This window comes from Acididesulfobacillus acetoxydans (assembly GCF_902729405.1).
GTDB classification, from domain to species: Bacteria; Bacillota; Desulfitobacteriia; order Desulfitobacteriales; family Desulfitobacteriaceae; genus Acididesulfobacillus; species Acididesulfobacillus acetoxydans.
Genome location: NZ_LR746496.1, coordinates 3,827,224 through 3,844,754, shown reverse-complemented (window position 1 = coordinate 3,844,754; position 17,531 = coordinate 3,827,224). Strand labels below are relative to the sequence as shown.

Genomic DNA, 17,531 nt, shown 5'->3' with positions numbered 1-17,531 from the left:
GATTAACTGGGGGATGAAGATTAACCGGGGGGATGAAAATGGACTGGGACGGCACGCTTGACAGGGAAACAGGGGAGTGGATAGAGAAAGGCTGGGCGGTTCGCCTGGCGAATTTTCCCCGCGAACTCTATTGCGATTTTCCGGTGGCCACGGCAAGTATCAGCGTGACCGGGACGGCCTGCGCGCTTGACTGTGCCCACTGCGGAGGGCATTACCTTCAAGGAATGCGTTCGGTGGATGAAGTCAAGAGCACGAGGGGAAAATTCGGCTTTCGAAGCGCTCTCATCAGCGGGGGTTGTACGGCTGACGGGCGGGTGCCTTTTTTGGCCCAGCAGGACTTTTTGAGGAAACTCAAAGAGCAGGTGCGCCTGAATTTCCATGTCGGGCTGATCGAGGAAGACGAAATGCCTGTTTTAAGAGAACTCGCAGATGTCGTCTCTTTTGATTTCGTGGCGGATGGGGAGACGATCGGGGAGGTATACGGGCTGGAACGCTCACCCGAAGACTACTTCGAGGCGTACCGGAAGCTGCGGCGTTCGGTCCGGGTGGTACCCCACCTGACTTTAGGGTTAAAAGGCGGAGAGTGGCAAGGAGAAGAAAAAGCGCTCGCCAAGTTGGAGGAACTGGGACTGGACGGGCTGGTTTTCTTGGTTTTCATTCCCACCCCGGGGACGCGTTACGCCCATCGGCAGCCGCCCCCGGTTGAGGAAGTAATCGCTTTCCTGGCCAGAGCCAGGGTGAGGTTTCCGCATATCCCCCTGGCCCTGGGCTGCATGCGCCCCAAAGGGAAATACCGTCGGGTTTTGGACGAAGCGGCAGTGGCCCTGGGCCTCAACCGGATCGTCATGCCGACGCCGGGGGCGAGAAAACTGGCCGGCGAACTGGGCTTGACGCCGGTGCGGACAGAGGAGTGTTGTGCTTTATGATTCGCTGCTCTTTAGGAACGGCGCAGGTCCTGGGCTTGAAGAGAGTCAAGGTGGACGCGCTGCCGACCACGGCCTATTTGATGATCGGCGAGCACTGCCGGTTTAACTGCGCTTTCTGTGCGCAAGCGCGGGAGAGTTCGGCCCGGGCCGATCTTCTTTCCCGCGTGAGCTGGCCGGCCTACGAGGACGCGCAGGTCTTGGGGGCGCTGGAAAGCTTTGCGGAAACGGCGGACCAAGACAGGACGCGAGAGGACGCACAGGTTCCCGGGGCGTTCGGGGGTCCGCCGTCTCTCCAAGGCAGCGGAGAAAACGCGGGTGTTTCAGCGGCTCCCGGGGCGGCTGGGGCTGCGCAGTCTCCGGTTTTGCGCCGGGTTTGTTTCCAGGTGGTTCAAGACAGGGAGGCACTGGCGGAGGCCAAAAAATGGTTGCGGGAAGTCCGGAAACGCTTTGCCCTTCCCATTTGTGTTTCCGCCGGCCCAGGCACCCCGGAGGAAGTGGGGGAACTTTTGCGGCAGGGGGCGGATCATGTCAGCATTGCCTTGGATGCCGCGACGGCGGAGGTTTTTGCCCGCGTGAAGGACGGATCCTGGTCCGAACGGTATGCGCTTCTGCGCGATTCGGCCCGGCGTTACCCGGGCCGAATCGCCACCCACCTGATCGTGGGACTGGGGGAAAGCGAAGAGGACATGGTCCGGCGCTTGGCGGAGATGTATCAACTGGGCGTGACCGTGGCTTTGTTTGCTTTCACTCCGGTGCGGGGCACGCGCTTGGAAAGTGTCGGGGCTCCGGATATCGGGCACTACCGCCGCGTTCAGGCGGCCAACTACCTATTGCGCGAACACTTGGCCGATATCGGCGGCTTTCGTTTTGCCGGCGGCAGGATTGAGGCTTTCGGAGTGGACAGGGACGAACTCAGGGCTTACCTCGCGGACGGAGAGGCTTTCCGGACCTCGGGATGCGAGGGCTGCAACCGTCCCTATTATAATGAAGTTCCGGGGCGGGAACTTTACAATTATCCCCGCCCGTTGACCGAAAAGGAAAAGGAAGGGGCCTGGCGGCGCCTTTGGGAACCCCCCGTAAAGGGAATTCAAGCGATGGGAAAACCATAAGTTTGTGCGAGAAGGGGGGGCAGGATATGAATTGGCGTTATCTGCCGTTTGAAGTACGTACGGGAGCCGAAAACATGGCTATTGACGAGGCCATATTGTTAACCCTGACCCGCAGCCGGGAGCCGGTGCCTACTTTGCGTTTTTACGGCTGGGAGCCGGCTGCTTTGTCTTTGGGTTATGCGCAGAGCTATGCTAAAGAGGTGGCTGAGGAGGCCTGCCGGGAAGCGGGGATCGATGTCGTCAGGAGGCCGACCGGAGGCCGGGCGGTCCTCCATCAATACGAGCTGACCTACAGTGTGGTGGCTCCGGAAGCGGACGAGCACGTCCAAGGAACGGTGATGGAATCTTATTTAAAGATCAGCCGGGCCTTGCTGGCAGGTTTCCGGACACTGGGCATCCCGGCGGACATGGCTCACGGGGATTTGGCCGCCGCGGGTTCGGCGGCCTGTTTTGACGCTCCCTCCTGGTACGAACTGGTGGTGGGAGGCAGGAAACTGGTGGGCAGTGCCCAGGTCAGGAAAGACGGGATCTTGCTTCAACACGGCTCGATCATCCTCCATTTTGATGCGGACCTTCTTTTCCGAGTACTTAGATTTCCCAGTGAGGAGGTCAGACAGAGGGTACTGGCCGCGTTTCGCCGCAAGGCCTGTGCTTTGGACGAGGTTTGGCCGCGGCCTTTGTCCCGCGCCGAATTGGAACAAGCCTTATGTGACGGGTTTGCCGAAGTTATGGGTGTGCGCTTCGTGACCCCGGGCCTGAGCGCGGCCGAACAAGCCCTGGCTGAAAGTCTGAGGAGCAAATATCTGGGTGACGCGTGGACCCGCAGGCGCTGAGCCGGCGGCGCGGTCTAAACGCGGCCTAAAAAAGAATTTAAGCAAAACCGGTTTTCGGACTTAAAAATCTGCCGGAAACACGATATTATAAATGGTAGTAAGGGGCTCAAATTCGGGCCCCGGCCATATCGCTCACTGCGCGAAACGGGAATGTTGTGCTCGGGAGGTGAACATAATAAAAGTCGAAGTTTTACCGAGTGCAGGTTCGGCCATCTTGCCTTATTTGGATGATAAACTGGTCGTTGTGATTGACGTTCTGCGCGCCACGAGCACGATGGTCACCGCCTTAGCCAATGGCTGCCAGGCCATAGTGCCGGTCTTAACGGCTGAGGAGGCTGTGGAGAAGCGCTGGGCCCTGCCGGGGTCGCTGCTCGGGGGTGAACGCCGGTCTTTACGGATGGAGGGGTTTGACCTGGGCAATTCTCCGTTCGACTACGTGCCGGAAAAGGTCGGCGGCAAGAGAGTGATCATGACGACAACCAACGGTACGAGGGCTATTCGAGCGGCGGCGGGAGCCAAGCATGTGTGGATGGCTTCTTTCCTCAACCTCCAGAGCGTGGCCCGGGCTGTTGGGCATAAGGTGGAAGAAGAACCGGACCTGGGGGGTCTAGTGATTTTTTGTGCGGGGACTGAAGGCAGGTTTGATCTCCCGGATACTTTCTGCGCCGGTCTTTTGATTCAGGAATTGGGGCGTGAGGCAGAGCTTAACGACTTGGGGCAGGCGGCCAGGACCCTCTATGGCGCGGCGGAAGGGCATCTCCCGGACGCGATCCGCGGGTCCGAACACGGCCGCAGATTGGTAAGCCTTGGCTTTGAACAGGATGTCATCTACTGTGCGACCTGCAACATTCTTCCGATTGTCCCGGCGTTTGTGGAAGGAGAGGTTGTCTGGCTGACCGATTTATAAGGGTTGACTAAAACACCCGGGGAGAGACCGGACCCGCTAAAGAGGCAGCTGTAAGCAGCCAGAAGGGTAATGGCAAGAGACATTAAAAAGATGGGGCAGAGACAACCCCGCTAAAGTGGCGGCCGTAAGGCAGAACCCGATCCTGATCCGCTCATGGGTCGTTGGCGCAGGATTTTCTCAAGAGAATGTTTTTTCCGAAGAAAGGAACGGTGAGGTGCGTGGAAATCTTTGAACGGCCCGGACGTGAAAATACGGAAACCGCTGTTTCTTTGGCAGTTCGGCGGGCGAAAGAGTTGGGTATTTTGACTCTGGTCGTGGCCACAAATACCGGAGAGACCGGCGAACGCTGTTTGGGGCACGGGCTCGAGGTGGTCTGCGTGACCCATCACGTGGGTTTTGCCGGACCGGGCGTGGATGAAATGGAGCCGGACAAGCGGGCTTTCCTGACCGAAAAGGGAGCCAAGATTTTGACAACGACCCACCTCTTTGCCGGAATTGACCGGGCCCTGCGTATTCAGGCCGGGGGACTTTATCCCGGGGAAATCGTGGGACATACCCTGCGCATGTTCGGCCAGGGAGTCAAAGTGGGAATCGAGTGTTCCGTCATGGCGCTGGACGCGGGGCTGATTAAACACGGGCAGCGGGTAGTGGCGCTCGGCGGAACCGGCAGGGGGGCGGACAGCGCCATTGTCCTGACTCCCGAGCATTCCAACCAGTTTTTCGGCACGAAGATTCACGAGATTATTTGCAAACCCGGGTGAAAATCGAACTTAGCTCCAACCGGACATTTCCGCTGACGCCACATTTCGCCGAACGGAGTAAAGTGACGATCGAACATAGTTCCGGCAGGATAATCCTCAAACTTTGCTCCGGGGTTCAAATCTTTTCCCTGCTTTGGTGAGATACTAACCGGGCAGGGAGGTTGAGCGCTATGGCTAAATTAATGGTTCCCGTTGGGATTTCGAGCCGGCACGTTCATTTGACGACAGCGCATATTGAACAGCTTTTCGGCCCGGGGCACCGTTTGACCAAGCTCAAAGACCTTAGTCAGCCAGGCCAATTTGCTTGTGAGGAGACTGTGACTCTCATCGGTCCCAAAGGCTCCCTGAGCGGGGTCCGCATTTTGGGGCCGGCGCGGAAAGAATCCCAGGTAGAACTGGCAGCCACCGATACTTTCAAATTGGGCGTGAAACCGCCTGTACGTGACTCCGGCAATCTCGCCGGTACCCCCGGAATCGAACTGGTCGGCACGAGCGGCAGAGTCCGCTTGGTTCAAGGGGTGATCATCGCGGCCCGGCACATTCACATGAGCCCCATGGAGGCGGCCGCCTACGGGCTGAAGGACGGAGACCGGGTGGAGGTTCCGGTGCCCGGCGAACGGGGCGGGATTTTAGACAATGTCCGGATCAGGGTCGGGCCGCACTACGCCTTGGACTTTCATCTGGATACGGATGAGGGCAATGCGTTCGGCCTCAAGAACGGCGTGAGGCTGGAAGTCACGGCGGCTCGGAAAGAATGGAGACGAGCCGTAGGTTGAAGGTTGGGCCCGGGAAATCCCGGGCTCTTTTTTTGCCCCGGAAGGTGTATCAGCCGCGAACCTTCCCTCAAAGCGAACCATCAATCCCATCGAGCTTTTTTTACCCCTGCAGGTGTATAGGCGTCAGTTCGCGCGCCGGACCGGAGTCTCGGTGCTTTTTGGAAACGCTTCGGACTCTTCTCGCCGACGGGGATTTTCATCGTTTCGCGGCGCCAAGGCGCGGCTTGTTTCAGCTAACGGTTTCAAAGGGAGCGTTTTTGAGGGTAAAGAGAGCGCGGTCGGGGCAGAATGATCCGGAAAGGAATGTGCGGGGAGGAAAAAGATATGAGTGATGAAGACTTAATCCGGCAGCTGCGCGAGGATAAGCGGAAATGGCAGGAAATAGCGGGCGAACTCTTGAGCGGAGACATGCGGGATTCCCTCTCGGAATTATCCGTATTGGACAATCATCCGGCCGACATCGGCACGGAACTCTACCAGCGGGAACGGGATGTCGCCCTTCGCGATAACATCCGGCATAAAATTGAGGCCATCGATTCGGCCCTGGAGCGTTATGAAAAAGGGGAATACGGGATCTGCGAGCATTGCGGCAGGCCCATTTCCGCCGAACGCCTGCGGGTCCTGCCCTACACGACAGTCTGTGCCGGCTGCAGCCGCAGGGAAGAGCAGGAGGAACAACACTCTTTTCAGCGCGATCCGGTGGAGAACGAAATTCTCAACAGGCCGTTCGCCCGGACCTTCAACGACGGGACAGACCGCGTAGAGTTCGACGGTGAGGATTCCTGGCAGGCGGTGGCGCGTTATGGGACGTCGGATTCCCCGCAGGATTTGGGGACGAACAGGGATGTCAAGGATTTCAACTCCGCCTCCGAAGACGCGGACGAATGGGTCGGGGCGGTTCAGGAAGTGGAAACAATTCCGACCGAACGGGAGCCCGGGCCGGGGAACACGATTCATTACAGCCGGGAACACCGCGGATAGGGAGCGAGATGGGGAAACGCCAATCCGGGGAAACGTCAAAGTCCTAGCGGCAAAATTGGGTTCTGGACCCGTTCAATAACCTGGCAGCCAAACTGAGTCCCGTGTCTATTCTTGCGCTTTCCGGCGCTCTTGGGTCAACGAGCGGCTCCGCGGTGCACGAATCCCTCACCGCTTAAGTATGCTTTGACAGGCGGAGGTTCGGCGGAGAGCGCCGGGCGCCTTCGGCGTCAGTCCGCACAGCCTTCGGCGTCAGTCCGCACTGCCTTCGGCGTTAGTCCGCATTGCCTTCGGCGTTAGTCCGCACTGTGGACTAACGGGACTAACGGGACTAACGGGACTGACAGGACTGACAGGACTGACAGGACTGACGGGACAGACGGGACAGACGGGACTGAGGGGGCTGACGGGGCGGACGTCTGAGGCGCGTTTTAACGCTGCGCCTTCTGCGTGCGCGGACGCTCCTTTGCCCGCAGGGTTCACTAGCATATGCGACGCTCGCTCGTCGACTGTGACGAGGCCCGGGGGGGACGAGACCCAGGGTTGTCAGGGAAGTCCCGCTGTGTTAAGATGAAGTAAAAAACAGGGAGGATTTCCAGTGCTGGTATGGGCGACCATGATCGCGGTATGGATCATCGACCGGGCCCTAAAAATAGTGATTGAAACCCGTTTCGTTCCCGGTCAGTCTCTCGTGTTGATACCGAAGGTCCTGCATCTGACTTATGTTTTGAATCCAGGCGCGGCTTTTGGCTTAATGGCAGGCCGGACCTGGATTTTTATTGCGACGGCTTTGGTGGTGGTTCTCATTATCGTCTTTGCACAAAGAAAGATTCCCAAGGGAGAGGTCATGATCCGGCTGGCGATGGGAATGATTGCCGGTGGGGCTTTGGGAAACCTCTATGATCGGATTCATTCGGGTTTGGTGATTGATTATCTGGATTTCAGAATCTGGCCCTTTGTTTTTAATTTTGCCGACAGCATGATCGTTATCGGGGTCGGGCTGCTCTTGCTGGCCGTTTATCGCAAGGAGCGCAGAGGGGGCGAATGACGATGCCTGAGAGAGGAAAAGCGCGGCTCGCCGCGGCCCGGAGAGTGAAGCTGCAAGGCCGGCTGACAAAGGCAGACGAGTGGGGGGCATCTGAAAAAGAACACGCGGCCGCTGCGCAGGGACCGGCCCGGTCGGCGGGGGCAGACGGGAAAGCGCGGGGCGGAGACGGCCGGCAAGAGGACGGCCGGGACCGGGGCGATTGGCCGGATAGGGGTCGGCAGGAGAACAGTTGGGAAAAAGACGCGGGTGCGGACGGCGGCCGGAAAGATGGCGCCCGGTCGGCAGGTGGCGGCTGCGAGGATGGTTCGCGGCGGGGTGGTTGGCTGCGGGAAGTGGAGTCCCCTCCCGCAGGGGAACGCCTTGATGTTGGCACAACCCGTGTCTTGGCCAAGTCAAGGTCCTATGTCCAAGCCCTCATTGAGCAAGGTTTCGTCCGGGTTAACGGAACAAGCCGCAAAGCTAACTACAGAATCCGGGAAGGGGATCACCTCAGCGTCTTCATCCCGGAAGTGAAAGAATTGGCGGCGGAGGCGGAAGATATTCGGCTGGACATCGTGTACGAGGATGAGGAGCTCTTGGTTGTCAATAAACCCCAGGGCATGGTGGTTCACCCTGCACCCGGGGCTTGGTCCGGAACATTGGTCAATGCTCTCCTCTATCACTGCCGTCATCTTTCCGGGATCAACGGAGTACTGCGCCCGGGTATTGTCCACCGCATTGATAAGGATACCTCGGGTTTGCTGGTGGTAGCCAAAACAGACCGGGCGCACCGGGGATTGGCTGCTCAGATTAAGGAACATAGCATGACCAGGCGTTATCAGGCGATTGTCCACGGCCTGCTCACCGAGGCGGAAGGGACGATTGATGCTCCCATCGGCCGGGACCCGAAGCAGCGCAAGAGGATGGCGGTGAGGTTTACTAACTCCAAATCGGCCCTGACTCACTATGCGGTCCTGCGGCGCTGGCGCCAATATACGGAAGTGGAGGCCCGTCTGGAAACCGGCAGAACACACCAGATCCGGGTGCACATGGCCTATATCGGGCATCCTGTTTTGGGGGATTTGCTCTACGGCCCCAAACACAATCCCATGCGGCTGGCGGGACAGATGCTCCACGCCCGGCTCTTAGGCTTCCGCCACCCGGTCAGCGGAGATTGGCTCGAATTTGAGGCGCCGCTCCCGGAATATTTTCTGGAAGTGAGAGCGCGGCTGAGCCAAGGGGAATAGGCCCACGGCTCGCGACGGCCGCGCGCTTCCCGGGATGCGGGACGGCGGCGGAGGTCACGGGTGCCGAACGATGGTGCGGCCCACAGGGAGTTCGGGACATAGCGGAGCCCGTCAAGTTCGGGACGATAGCGGAGCCCGTCAAGTTCGGGACGATAGCGGAGCCCGTCAAGTTCGGGACGATAGCGGAGCCCGCCGAGTTCGGGGCGATAGCGAGTTGGGGACGACAGCGGAGCTCACCTGGTTCGGGACAACAGCGGGCTCGGGAGGCCAGGCGGCTCCCGGGGTGCGGCGTGACTGCGCAGCTTAGTAGAGCATACCCCAGGGAAGATCATAACGGGGATCAAAGGGCTGAGGGATTCCCACAAGGCGTTCAAGACGCTGCAGCCACGGGGGTTCAAACTGTTCTTCCATGAGTTCCCACCAAATGGGTTCGTGGCCGGGTTTAAAGCCCATGCGCTTTTCCGCTTGTTCTAACCAGGCCGGTTCAAACTGTTCTTCAAAGCGTTCCCAGGACGGCGGTTCGTAGCCGACGGTGGAAGTCAGGGGATAGCGCCTGACATAGGGCGGGTAAGGACTGTAAATATTCACATAGCCGCTTTTTCCATGATGTGGTGACGGGTGTGCCATAATCCGAAGACCCCTTTCTCCGACATTTGGTTTGCCGGCGGGTTTTCCGGGCTGAGTGTCTTCTTGCCCGTTGTAAAGCCGCCGGTGAGAAGAGTTGTTGTTCTGATTTCCATTATATGGGTGAATGATTAAAATGAAAGTTGACCATCGGAACGCAGGAAAAGGAGTGGGAAATCATTGCGTTGGAAGTGATGCCAGACCGGGTAAAGTGAGTATTACTTGACTTTGGTATTTTGGCAGGTTAAACTGAAATAGGTTGAAAGCTGAAGTCAGCATTAACATTATTTAACATCAACATCGAGCTTAAATGTTTCCAAGCGCCACCGCCGCATAACGCGGAAGACGGCGCAAGGGAGAGGGTGGCCTTTAACGGGAGTCCGGAGAGACGCCGAAGGCAGACGGATTGAAAGGGAGTAAACTGTCTGCCGCAGGCCGGACAGTTTTTTGGCTATCTGGACCCGGGCAATGCGGATCCTGACGCATGAATGGCCTGGGGCGCCTTGGCGGAAGGGAGGAAATGATCGTGGAAGGCACTTTGAAGAGCAAGCTGATGGATGAAGATGCCTTGCGCCGGGCCTTGACCCGGATTGCGCACGAAATCGTCGAGAAGAACAAGGGGACTGAAAATGTCGTTTTGATCGGAATCCGGCGCCGCGGGGTGCCTCTGGCCGAACGGCTGAGGCGGCAGATTGAGGAGTTCGAGGGGACGTCTTTGCCTCTGGGTATTCTCGACATTACCCTTTATCGTGACGATTTGAGTACTATCGATGTCCAGCCCGTAGTGCACGAGACGGATGTTCCCTTCAGTGTCCAGGGCAAGAACGTGGTTTTGGTGGATGATGTTCTGTTCACCGGACGCACGGCCAGAGCCGCCCTCGACGCGACGATGGACCTGGGCCGGCCAAAACGCATTCAACTGGCCGTGCTGGTGGACCGGGGACATCGGGAATTGCCCATTCGGGCCGACTATGTGGGCAAGAACGTCCCGACTTCACGCCGTGAAATCATTTCGGTGTGTGTCAAAGAGGTTGACGGCGAGGACGAGGTCCTGCTCTTAGAGATGTCCCATGAGATCTGAAGATCGAGTGAACAGGCGGGTGCCGATAAGTAGCCGAGTACCGATAAGTAGCCGAGTACCGATAAGCAGGAGTGAACAGGCACGGGCGGAGAGACGGGGTTTGAACGCGAAGCCGGCGGCCGAAACGCCAAAAATTACAAAGAACACGTACACTCTTAAGATCTTTTAATGAAAACCACCCTTTAAATGCCTTCCAGTGAGTCGGCCAAGGGTTGAGGAGAGTAAAGATGTCTTTTCCTCTTGCCTTGGGGCAAGAGGATTTTTTCATGTCATTCGGAAACTCTAAGTTTAACGCCGGGTTTCCGGCATGTGGCTAATCGTACGACCACCTTTTTATAAGTGGGAGTGGGTTTCAAGTTCACTCGTTCGAGGGTCCCTACGGGCGCGGACCCGCAAGGAATTTGATAGGGGAGGAGACCATATGCGGATGTTTAAGGATCTATTGGGTTTGGAGGGCCTGAGTCCGGACGAGATCAGGCACATTCTGCAAACCGCTAAACCAATGAAAGAGGTGTTGCTGCGTCCGGTGAAAAAGCTGCCTACGCTGAGGGGTAAGGCGGTCTACACCCTTTTCTATGAGGCGAGCACCCGGACGAAGACTTCTTTTGAGATGGCGGCTAAAGTGCTGGGGGCTGACGCCGTGAATATTGGGGTGTCCCAGAGCAGCGTCAACAAAGGGGAGAGCTTGCTGGATACCGCAAAAACTCTACAGGCCATGCAGACGGATTTGATCATCATCCGGCATGCCGCTTCCGGGGCCGCCGGATTCCTGGCCAGGCACCTGGAGGCGGGGGTGATCAATGCCGGGGACGGGCAGCATGAGCATCCGACCCAGGCTTTGTTGGATCTGTTCACCATGCAGGAGAAGCTGGGGGATTTGCGCGGCAAGAAAGTGATTATAGTGGGGGATGTCTTGCACTCCCGGGTGGCCAGAAGCAATGTCTGGGGCTTGACCAAGCTGGGAGCCGAGGTCGTCTTAGCCGGCCCCCCGACATTACTGCCGCCGGAACTGTCTGTTTTGGGTGTGAAACTGAGCTATGATCTGGACCGGGAGCTGCCCGGAGCGGATGTGGTGATGGCTTTGCGCCTGCAGCTGGAACGCCAGCAGGCGGGCTTGTTCCCCAGCCTGCGGGAATACAGCCGGAGCTACGGTCTGGATAGGGCCCGGCTCAGGGCTACCGGCAAGGAAACGCTCATCCTGCATCCGGGTCCGATGAACCGGGGGGTGGAGATTGCCAGTGACCTGGCCGACGGTCCCCAGGGAATGGTCGAAGAGCAGGTGACCAACGGGGTTGCGGTGCGCATGGCTGTCATTTATCTGTTGATGGGAGGAACGACCAATGTGGTGGCTTAAAAATATCTATGCGGTTGACCCGTCGGGGAGTTGCGGCAAACGCGACATTTTAATCCGGGAGGGAAAGATAGAAGCAAATGCCGAGCGCTTAAGTCCGGAGGAAGTGGCTGAACGGGCCGGTGGAGAGCCGGTTGAAAGTTTAAACGGGGAAGGGAAATACCTCTTTCCCGGCTTCATCGATGCCCATACACACTTGAGAGAGCCGGGGCAGGAAGCAAAAGAAGACATTGCCAGCGGGGCGGCCGCGGCTGTGAAGGGCGGTTTCACGTCCATTATCGCTATGGCCAACACGGAGCCGCCGGTGGACAGCCGGGGCTTGGTGGAGTTTGTCCGGACCCAGGGAGCCCGGGCCGGTCTGGCGAGGGTTTATCCTTTGGGGACAGTGACCAAAGGGATGCGGGGAAGAGAATTGGTGGAAATGCTCGACCTGAAAGAGGGTGGAGCGGTTGGCTTTTCCGACGACGGGCACAACCTTCAGAACTCCGAGGTGATGCGCTTGGCCTTAGAATATGCCAAACTCACGGGCCTGCCGATTGTGAGCCACAGCGAGGATGAGAATCTGGCTTGCGGGGGGGCGATGCACCGGGGAAAAGCGGCGGCCCGGCTCGGTTTGAAAGGGATTCCCTCCTCTGCCGAGAGCATCATGGTAGCCCGGGATTTAATGCTCGCGGCGGAAACGGGGGGTAAGATCCACCTGGCCCATATCTCTTGCCGGGAAAGTGTGCGACTCATCCGGGAAGCCAAAGAGCGCGGCCTGGATGTGAGCGCCGAAGTTAATCCCCATCACTTGCTCTTCACAGACCGGGACGTGGACTTATTTAATACTTCTTTAAAGGTAAATCCCCCCCTGCGTTCGGAGGAGGATCAGGAAGCGCTTTTGACCGGGCTGCTGGACGGAACCCTGGACATGCTGGCTACCGACCATGCCCCGCATGTTTGGGAAGAGAAGGCCAGGCCCTTTGCGGAGGCCCCCTTCGGCATCATCGGGCTGGAGACCGCCCTGGCGGCGGTGTGGCAGCGTCTGGTAGTGCCGGGCAAGTTAAGCCCTAAACGATTGGCGGAGGTTTGGAGTCTGGCCCCAGCCCGGCGGTTTGGCCTCCCCGGCGGAACTCTCCGCCCCGGAAGCCCGGCTGACCTGGTCCTCTTTGACCCGGAGTGGCGGGAAAGGATTACTTCAGACAGCTTGGCCTCCAAAGCCCAAAACACGCCTTTCCTGGGGCAGGAACTTCAGGGTTTCCCCACGCTGGTCTGGGTGGGCGGCGAGCCTGTGCTCAGGGGGAGGCAGCTTTGCCCGGCCGGGGATGGAGTCCGGCACAGGTAAGAAGGATGCCGGGGAAGAAGGACGCGGGAGGATTTAAGGAATGGCATATCTGATTTTGCGGGACGGCGTGGTCTTTAAAGGAGAAGCTTTCGGAGCCTGGCCTGCTCAAGGAGTGCGGGCGGGAGAAGTCGTGTTCAATACTTCGATGAGCGGTTATCAGGAGATGGTCACGGATCTATCCTATGCCGGGCAAATATTGGTTTTGACCCAGCCGCAGATCGGGAACTACGGCTGGCATGATGAAGAAAGCGAGGCGGAAAGGATCCTCCTGCGGGGTCTGGTGGTGCGCGAACTTTGCGGGGGTGAAGGGAGCTTGCACGCGGACCGTTCCCTGGCCGATTTCTGCTCCCGGCGCGGGATCTGGGGCCTGAAGGGGGCAGACACCCGGGCCCTGACGCGGCACATCCGCCGGTACGGCACTCTTCCGGGGGTTTTAGCCATGAGGGCCGAAGAAGGGCTGGAGTATTGGGGCGGGAATCTCTCAGGCCGGCGGCAGAGTGGAAACTGCTCGGATTCCGGGAGTTTCTCGGGCCGGTTTGAAGGGGAAAGCACTGCCGGCCGGCACTGGGTTTACCGGGCCTGCATCCGGGAGGCCTACGAGATTCCCGGGCCGGGAGAGCTCCTGGCCGTGCTGGACTTTGGCGCCAAGCGCAATATTCTCAGGGAACTCAGCCGCAGAGGGTTTCGGATTAAAGTGTTTCCGGCTTGGACGGAGGCCGGGGAGATCCTGGATTGCCACCCGGCGGGACTGGTTCTGACTAACGGCCCCGGGGACCCCGGAGAGCTGCCGGAAATTGTCAAGAACATCCGGGTGCTGCTGCCGCGCTTGCCCATTTTGGGTATCTGTCTCGGGCACCAGCTTCTAGCCTTGGCGGCGGGAGGAACAACGTACAAATTGCCTTTCGGACACCGGGGAGCCAATCACCCGGTTCAGGATGTGCGGACGCTGAGGACGACGATGACTTCCCAGAATCACGGCTACGCGGTCGAGGAGGGCTCATTGAAGGGTACGGGTTTTCAGGCGGTGCTCAAGAACCTGAACGACGGCACGGTGGAAGGGATGGAACACCGGGACTATCCGATCATCAGCGTGCAGTACCATCCGGAAGGAGCACCCGGCCCGGAAGAGAACCAGGCTGTCTTTGAGCGTTTTGCCGAGCTCTTGAGCGGGCGGGGACATTCCCCTGACGCGCCTTTGCCGGCAGTGCAGATGGCTTAATATCACTGTCGGGCAGGGGCAGGTACGGAAGAAAAGGTTGTCAATCCCTGATATTCGGTTGTTTGTGTTGGGGTTAGGAATATCCCGGTAGGAGGTTTAAAGCGGTGCCAAAGAAAGACTGGAAGAAAGTAGTGGTGATCGGCTCCGGCCCTATCGTCATCGGACAAGCGGCGGAGTTCGACTACGCGGGAACTCAGGCCTGCCGGGCTTTGCGGGAGGAAGGGGTAGAAGTTATCCTGGTCAATTCCAACCCGGCGACTATTATGACCGACCGCGAAGTGGCGGACAGGGTCTACATGGAACCGCTGACGGTCGGGTTTTTAGAGCGGATCCTGGAGCGGGAACGCCCGGATGGGCTTATTCCCACGATGGGCGGACAAACGGGCCTCAATCTGGCTTTTCAGCTGGCCGAAGCCGGAGTGCTGCAACGCTGCGGAGTGACGTTGCTCGGGACTTCTCTGGAGAGTATCCGCCAAGCCGAGGATCGTCAGAGTTTCCGCACTCTTATGCAGTCCATCGGAGAACCGGTGCCCGCGAGCGCGATCGTGACCAGCGCCGAAGAGGCCTTGGCTTTCGGCAAAAAGACAGGCTTCCCCCTGATCGTAAGGCCGGCCTTTACGCTGGGCGGGACCGGCGGGGGAATTGCCGAGACGGAAGAGGAGTTGGAGCGTTATGCGCTGAGCGGACTCCAAGCCAGTCTGATCGGGCAAATCCTGGTTGAGCGTAGTGTGGCGGGTTGGAAGGAGATCGAGTACGAGGTCCTGCGGGATGGCGGCGGTAATTGTATTACCGTGTGCCACATGGAGAACCTGGATCCTGTCGGGGTGCATACGGGAGACAGCATCGTCGTGGCTCCCTGCCAGACCCTGACGGATAGGGAGGTTCAGATGCTGCGCAGTTCCGCCCGCCGCATTGTTGAGGCTTTGGGGATTGAAGGCGGATGTAATGTACAGTTTGCCCTGCATCCCGAGCGGGCGGAATATATGGTGATCGAAGTGAACCCGCGCCTCAGCCGTTCCAGCGCTCTCGCGTCCAAAGCGACGGGTTATCCCATCGCCAAAGTGGCGGCCAAGATCGCCCTGGGTTACTCCCTGCCGGAACTGACCAACGCCGTGACCGGAAAAACCTCGGCTTGTTTTGAACCGGCTTTGGATTATGTCGTCATCAAGATTCCGCGCTGGCCTTTCGACAAATTCTCGGACGCGGACCGGGAACTGGGCACGCAAATGAAAGCGACCGGCGAAGTTATGGGGTTGGGACGCAATTTGGAAACCGCTCTTCAGAAGGCGGTGCGTTCTTTGGAGACGGGGGCTTACGGGATTTTGACGGAGGAGCTGGAGAAGCTAGCGGATGAGGAACTGGCAGCCCGTTGCCGCCGGCCGGATGACCGCTTGCTTTTCAGTTTTGCCGAGGGTTTGAGACGAGGCTGGACAGTGGAAAAAATCGCCGCTCTCAGCGGTTGGAATCCGTATTTTCTGACGGCGCTGCGGCGTATCGTCGAGTCGGCGCGGGGGCTGGCCAAGGCACCGGGGGACACCGAGCTTTTGCGCCGGGCTAAAGGGTTAGGATTTGCCGACCGGGAGATCGCCCGGCTCTGGCGTTGGAGTGAGGAAGAAGTCTACGGCCTGCGGCGGCGGGAGGGGATAGTGCCGGATTTCAAAATGGTGGACACCTGTGCCGGAGAATTCGAAGCGGTGACTCCCTATTTTTACTCCGGCTACGAGGGAGAGGATGAGGGGGAAACTTCCGCCAGGCGCAAGATCGTGGTTTTGGGTTCCGGCCCGATTCGCATCGGGCAGGGGATCGAGTTTGACTACTGTTCCGTCCACGCGGTTCTGGCTTTGCGCCGGCTGGGGATCGAGAGCATCATCATTAATAATAATCCGGAGACGGTTTCCACGGATTTTGATACGGCCGACAGGCTATATTTTGAACCCCTGACCCTGGAAGACGTTTCCGCCGTGCTGGACAAGGAAAAACCGGAGGGAGTCATTGTGCAGTTTGGGGGACAGACGGCCATCGGTTTGGCCGGGGCGCTGGAGAAGCGGGGTTACCCCATCCTGGGGACGGCGGCGGCGGACATTGATCGGGCCGAGGAGCGGGGGCATTTTGACCGGGTCTTGCAGGCTCTGGGAGCCAAGCGGCCAAAGGGGGGCTGTGTCTCCGACCCGGCTGAGGCGGAGAGGGTTGCCGCGGAGATCGGGTATCCCTTGATCGTTCGCCCTTCATATGTCTTGGGCGGACGGGCCATGGAGATCATCTACGAACCCGAAGAATTGCGCGCCGTGGTGGAGCGGGCCTTGACGGATTTCCCGGGGCAAGAGGTCTGGCTTGACCACTATCTGCTGGGGAAAGAGGTGGAAGTGGATGCCGTTTCCGATGGTGACGGGGTCAGCATTCCGGGAATTATGGAGCATCTGGAACGGGCCGGGGTCCATTCCGGGGATTCCATCGCCGTCTGTCCGCCGCTGACGCTCAGTGAGGAAACGCAAAAACGTGTGGCGGACCTGACTGTGGCTTTGGCCCGGGCTCTGCGCATCAAGGGGCTGCTCAATGTTCAGTACGTCATCTACCGGGAGGAGGTTTACGTCTTGGAGGCTAACCCGCGCTCCAGCCGGACGGTGCCCTTCCTGAGCAAAGTCACGGGTGTGCCGGTGGTGGACTTGGCGACCCAAGTGATTTGCGGGCATCGTCTGCGGGAGATGGATTGGCCGCAGGGCTTGCATCCGGCAGGCAGCCTCTGGGCGGTGAAAGCTCCCGTGTTCTCGTTTTCCAAGCTGCACCTGGTCGAACCCTCCCTGGGGCCCGAGATGAAATCCACCGGGGAAGTGATGGGAGTGGACAGGACGTATGAAAAAGCCCTTTATAAGGCGCTGCTGGGGGCGGGCATATCCATGCGGGACCATGGCACGGTTTTGGTGACCCTGGCGGACCGGGACAAAGAAGAGGGGAGCGCGCTGGTACGCCGGCTGGTCAAACTTGGTTTTCGCATCTTGGCCACGGAAGGGACGGCCCGGGTTTTAGCAAGGACCGGCTTGACGGTGGACAGGATAGCCAAGCTGCATCAGGGCTCAAGCGAAATTGTGGACGGGATTCGGGCGGGGCAGATTCAAACGGTATTCAATACCACGACCCATGGCCGGGTTCAGGCCAGCGACGGTTTTGCCATCCGCCGGACGGCGGTGGAGTGCGGCATTCCCTGTTTTACCAGTCTGGATACGGCGGCGGCCTGGCTGCACGTGATGGAGACCGTTTCCCCGAGCCTGTTTCCTTTGGCTTAGGCCGGTGACCGAAAAGATTTGCCGCGAGCCGTTTACCGGTTGCCCCCAACTAGTACGCCGGTCGGCGTATATGACGAAAAAGCTTAG

The 17,531-nt window shown here is 58.9% G+C and carries 15 protein-coding genes; 14 read left to right on the top strand and 1 reads right to left on the bottom strand.

Features of this window, described 5'->3' with window-relative positions; translation table 11 throughout:
- Positions 1 to 38 precede the first annotated feature (38 nt).
- The 9 genes from MNU25_RS17070 to MNU25_RS17030 all read left to right on the top strand — a co-directional run bounded on the left by MNU25_RS17070 (position 39) and on the right by MNU25_RS17030 (position 8,564).
- Positions 39 to 926: a LipS1 family lipoyl synthase gene (locus MNU25_RS17070; protein ID WP_240986166.1), complete on the top strand. Its 888-nt coding sequence runs from the start codon at positions 39 to 41 to the stop codon at positions 924 to 926.
- Positions 923 to 2,035 (top strand): LipS2 family lipoyl synthase, encoded by a 1,113-nt coding sequence (locus MNU25_RS17065; RefSeq protein ID WP_240986165.1) that lies wholly within the window; start codon positions 923 to 925, stop codon positions 2,033 to 2,035. Before MNU25_RS17070 ends, MNU25_RS17065 begins: the two co-directional genes overlap by 4 nt.
- 26 nt (positions 2,036 to 2,061) lie before the next feature.
- Entirely contained in the window at positions 2,062 to 2,868 is an 807-nt protein-coding gene (locus MNU25_RS17060; protein WP_240986164.1) for a lipoate--protein ligase family protein, read from the top strand.
- A 166-nt stretch (positions 2,869 to 3,034) separates the two neighbouring features.
- Entirely contained in the window at positions 3,035 to 3,775 is a 741-nt protein-coding gene (locus MNU25_RS17055; protein ID WP_306425006.1) for a 2-phosphosulfolactate phosphatase, read from the top strand.
- Between the two features lie 185 nt (positions 3,776 to 3,960).
- Positions 3,961 to 4,536, top strand: a complete 576-nt coding sequence (locus MNU25_RS17050) for a pyruvate kinase alpha/beta domain-containing protein (protein ID WP_240986163.1) — start codon at positions 3,961 to 3,963, stop codon at positions 4,534 to 4,536.
- A 170-nt stretch (positions 4,537 to 4,706) separates the two neighbouring features.
- Positions 4,707 to 5,312, top strand: coding sequence for a phosphate propanoyltransferase (gene pduL / locus MNU25_RS17045; RefSeq protein WP_240986162.1), 606 nt, complete (start codon positions 4,707 to 4,709; stop codon positions 5,310 to 5,312).
- Positions 5,313 to 5,636: 324 nt separating this feature from the next.
- Entirely contained in the window at positions 5,637 to 6,293 is a 657-nt protein-coding gene (locus MNU25_RS17040) for a TraR/DksA C4-type zinc finger protein (RefSeq protein ID WP_240986161.1), read from the top strand.
- Between the two features lie 595 nt (positions 6,294 to 6,888).
- The gene (gene lspA / locus MNU25_RS17035; RefSeq protein WP_240986160.1) at positions 6,889 to 7,338 is read left to right on the top strand and encodes a signal peptidase II; all 450 of its coding nucleotides are present in this window, start codon (positions 6,889 to 6,891) and stop codon (positions 7,336 to 7,338) included.
- 2 nt (positions 7,339 to 7,340) lie between these two features.
- Positions 7,341 to 8,564: an RluA family pseudouridine synthase gene (locus MNU25_RS17030; protein WP_240986159.1), complete on the top strand. Its 1,224-nt coding sequence runs from the start codon at positions 7,341 to 7,343 to the stop codon at positions 8,562 to 8,564.
- Positions 8,565 to 8,867: 303 nt separating this feature from the next.
- Here the strand turns inward: MNU25_RS17030 and MNU25_RS17025 are convergent, their stop codons facing one another.
- A complete protein-coding gene (locus MNU25_RS17025) occupies positions 8,868 to 9,191 on the bottom strand; it encodes a hypothetical protein (protein ID WP_240986158.1) in 324 nt (107 codons plus the stop codon).
- Positions 9,192 to 9,714: 523 nt separating this feature from the next.
- Here MNU25_RS17025 and pyrR point away from each other — a divergent pair.
- From pyrR to carB, 5 genes are all read left to right on the top strand, one after another.
- Complete coding sequence (gene pyrR, locus MNU25_RS17020) at positions 9,715 to 10,269, top strand: bifunctional pyr operon transcriptional regulator/uracil phosphoribosyltransferase PyrR (RefSeq protein ID WP_261485867.1); 555 nt, start codon at positions 9,715 to 9,717, stop codon at positions 10,267 to 10,269.
- 421 nt (positions 10,270 to 10,690) lie between these two features.
- Positions 10,691 to 11,623, top strand: coding sequence for an aspartate carbamoyltransferase catalytic subunit (locus tag MNU25_RS17015; protein ID WP_240986157.1), 933 nt, complete (start codon positions 10,691 to 10,693; stop codon positions 11,621 to 11,623).
- Positions 11,610 to 12,944, top strand: coding sequence for a dihydroorotase (locus MNU25_RS17010; protein ID WP_240986156.1), 1,335 nt, complete (start codon positions 11,610 to 11,612; stop codon positions 12,942 to 12,944). The genes MNU25_RS17015 and MNU25_RS17010 overlap by 14 nt, the downstream gene beginning before the upstream one ends.
- Positions 12,945 to 12,984: 40 nt before the next feature.
- A complete protein-coding gene (gene carA, locus MNU25_RS17005) occupies positions 12,985 to 14,163 on the top strand; it encodes a glutamine-hydrolyzing carbamoyl-phosphate synthase small subunit (protein WP_240986155.1) in 1,179 nt (392 codons plus the stop codon).
- A 104-nt stretch (positions 14,164 to 14,267) separates the two neighbouring features.
- Complete coding sequence (gene carB, locus MNU25_RS17000) at positions 14,268 to 17,444, top strand: carbamoyl-phosphate synthase large subunit (protein WP_240986154.1); 3,177 nt, start codon at positions 14,268 to 14,270, stop codon at positions 17,442 to 17,444.
- Positions 17,445 to 17,531 lie beyond the last annotated feature (87 nt).

What these genes read in the sequence shown, in the direction of transcription:
- MNU25_RS17050 (WP_240986163.1), top strand. Translation starts at nt 3,961, where the DNA reads ATGTTTTTTCCGAAGAAAGGAACGGTGAGGTGCGTGGAAATCTTTGAA.
- MNU25_RS17010 (WP_240986156.1), top strand. Translation starts at nt 11,610, where the DNA reads ATGTGGTGGCTTAAAAATATCTATGCGGTTGACCCGTCGGGGAGTTGC.
- MNU25_RS17065 (WP_240986165.1), top strand. Translation starts at nt 923, where the DNA reads ATGATTCGCTGCTCTTTAGGAACGGCGCAGGTCCTGGGCTTGAAGAGA.
- pduL (WP_240986162.1), top strand. Translation starts at nt 4,707, where the DNA reads ATGGCTAAATTAATGGTTCCCGTTGGGATTTCGAGCCGGCACGTTCAT.
- MNU25_RS17015 (WP_240986157.1), top strand. Translation starts at nt 10,691, where the DNA reads ATGCGGATGTTTAAGGATCTATTGGGTTTGGAGGGCCTGAGTCCGGAC.
- MNU25_RS17070 (WP_240986166.1), top strand. Translation starts at nt 39, where the DNA reads ATGGACTGGGACGGCACGCTTGACAGGGAAACAGGGGAGTGGATAGAG.
- MNU25_RS17025 (WP_240986158.1), bottom strand. Translation starts at nt 9,191, where the DNA reads ATGGCACACCCGTCACCACATCATGGAAAAAGCGGCTATGTGAATATT.
- MNU25_RS17060 (WP_240986164.1), top strand. Translation starts at nt 2,062, where the DNA reads ATGAATTGGCGTTATCTGCCGTTTGAAGTACGTACGGGAGCCGAAAAC.
- carA (WP_240986155.1), top strand. Translation starts at nt 12,985, where the DNA reads ATGGCATATCTGATTTTGCGGGACGGCGTGGTCTTTAAAGGAGAAGCT.
- MNU25_RS17030 (WP_240986159.1), top strand. Translation starts at nt 7,341, where the DNA reads ATGCCTGAGAGAGGAAAAGCGCGGCTCGCCGCGGCCCGGAGAGTGAAG.
- MNU25_RS17040 (WP_240986161.1), top strand. Translation starts at nt 5,637, where the DNA reads ATGAGTGATGAAGACTTAATCCGGCAGCTGCGCGAGGATAAGCGGAAA.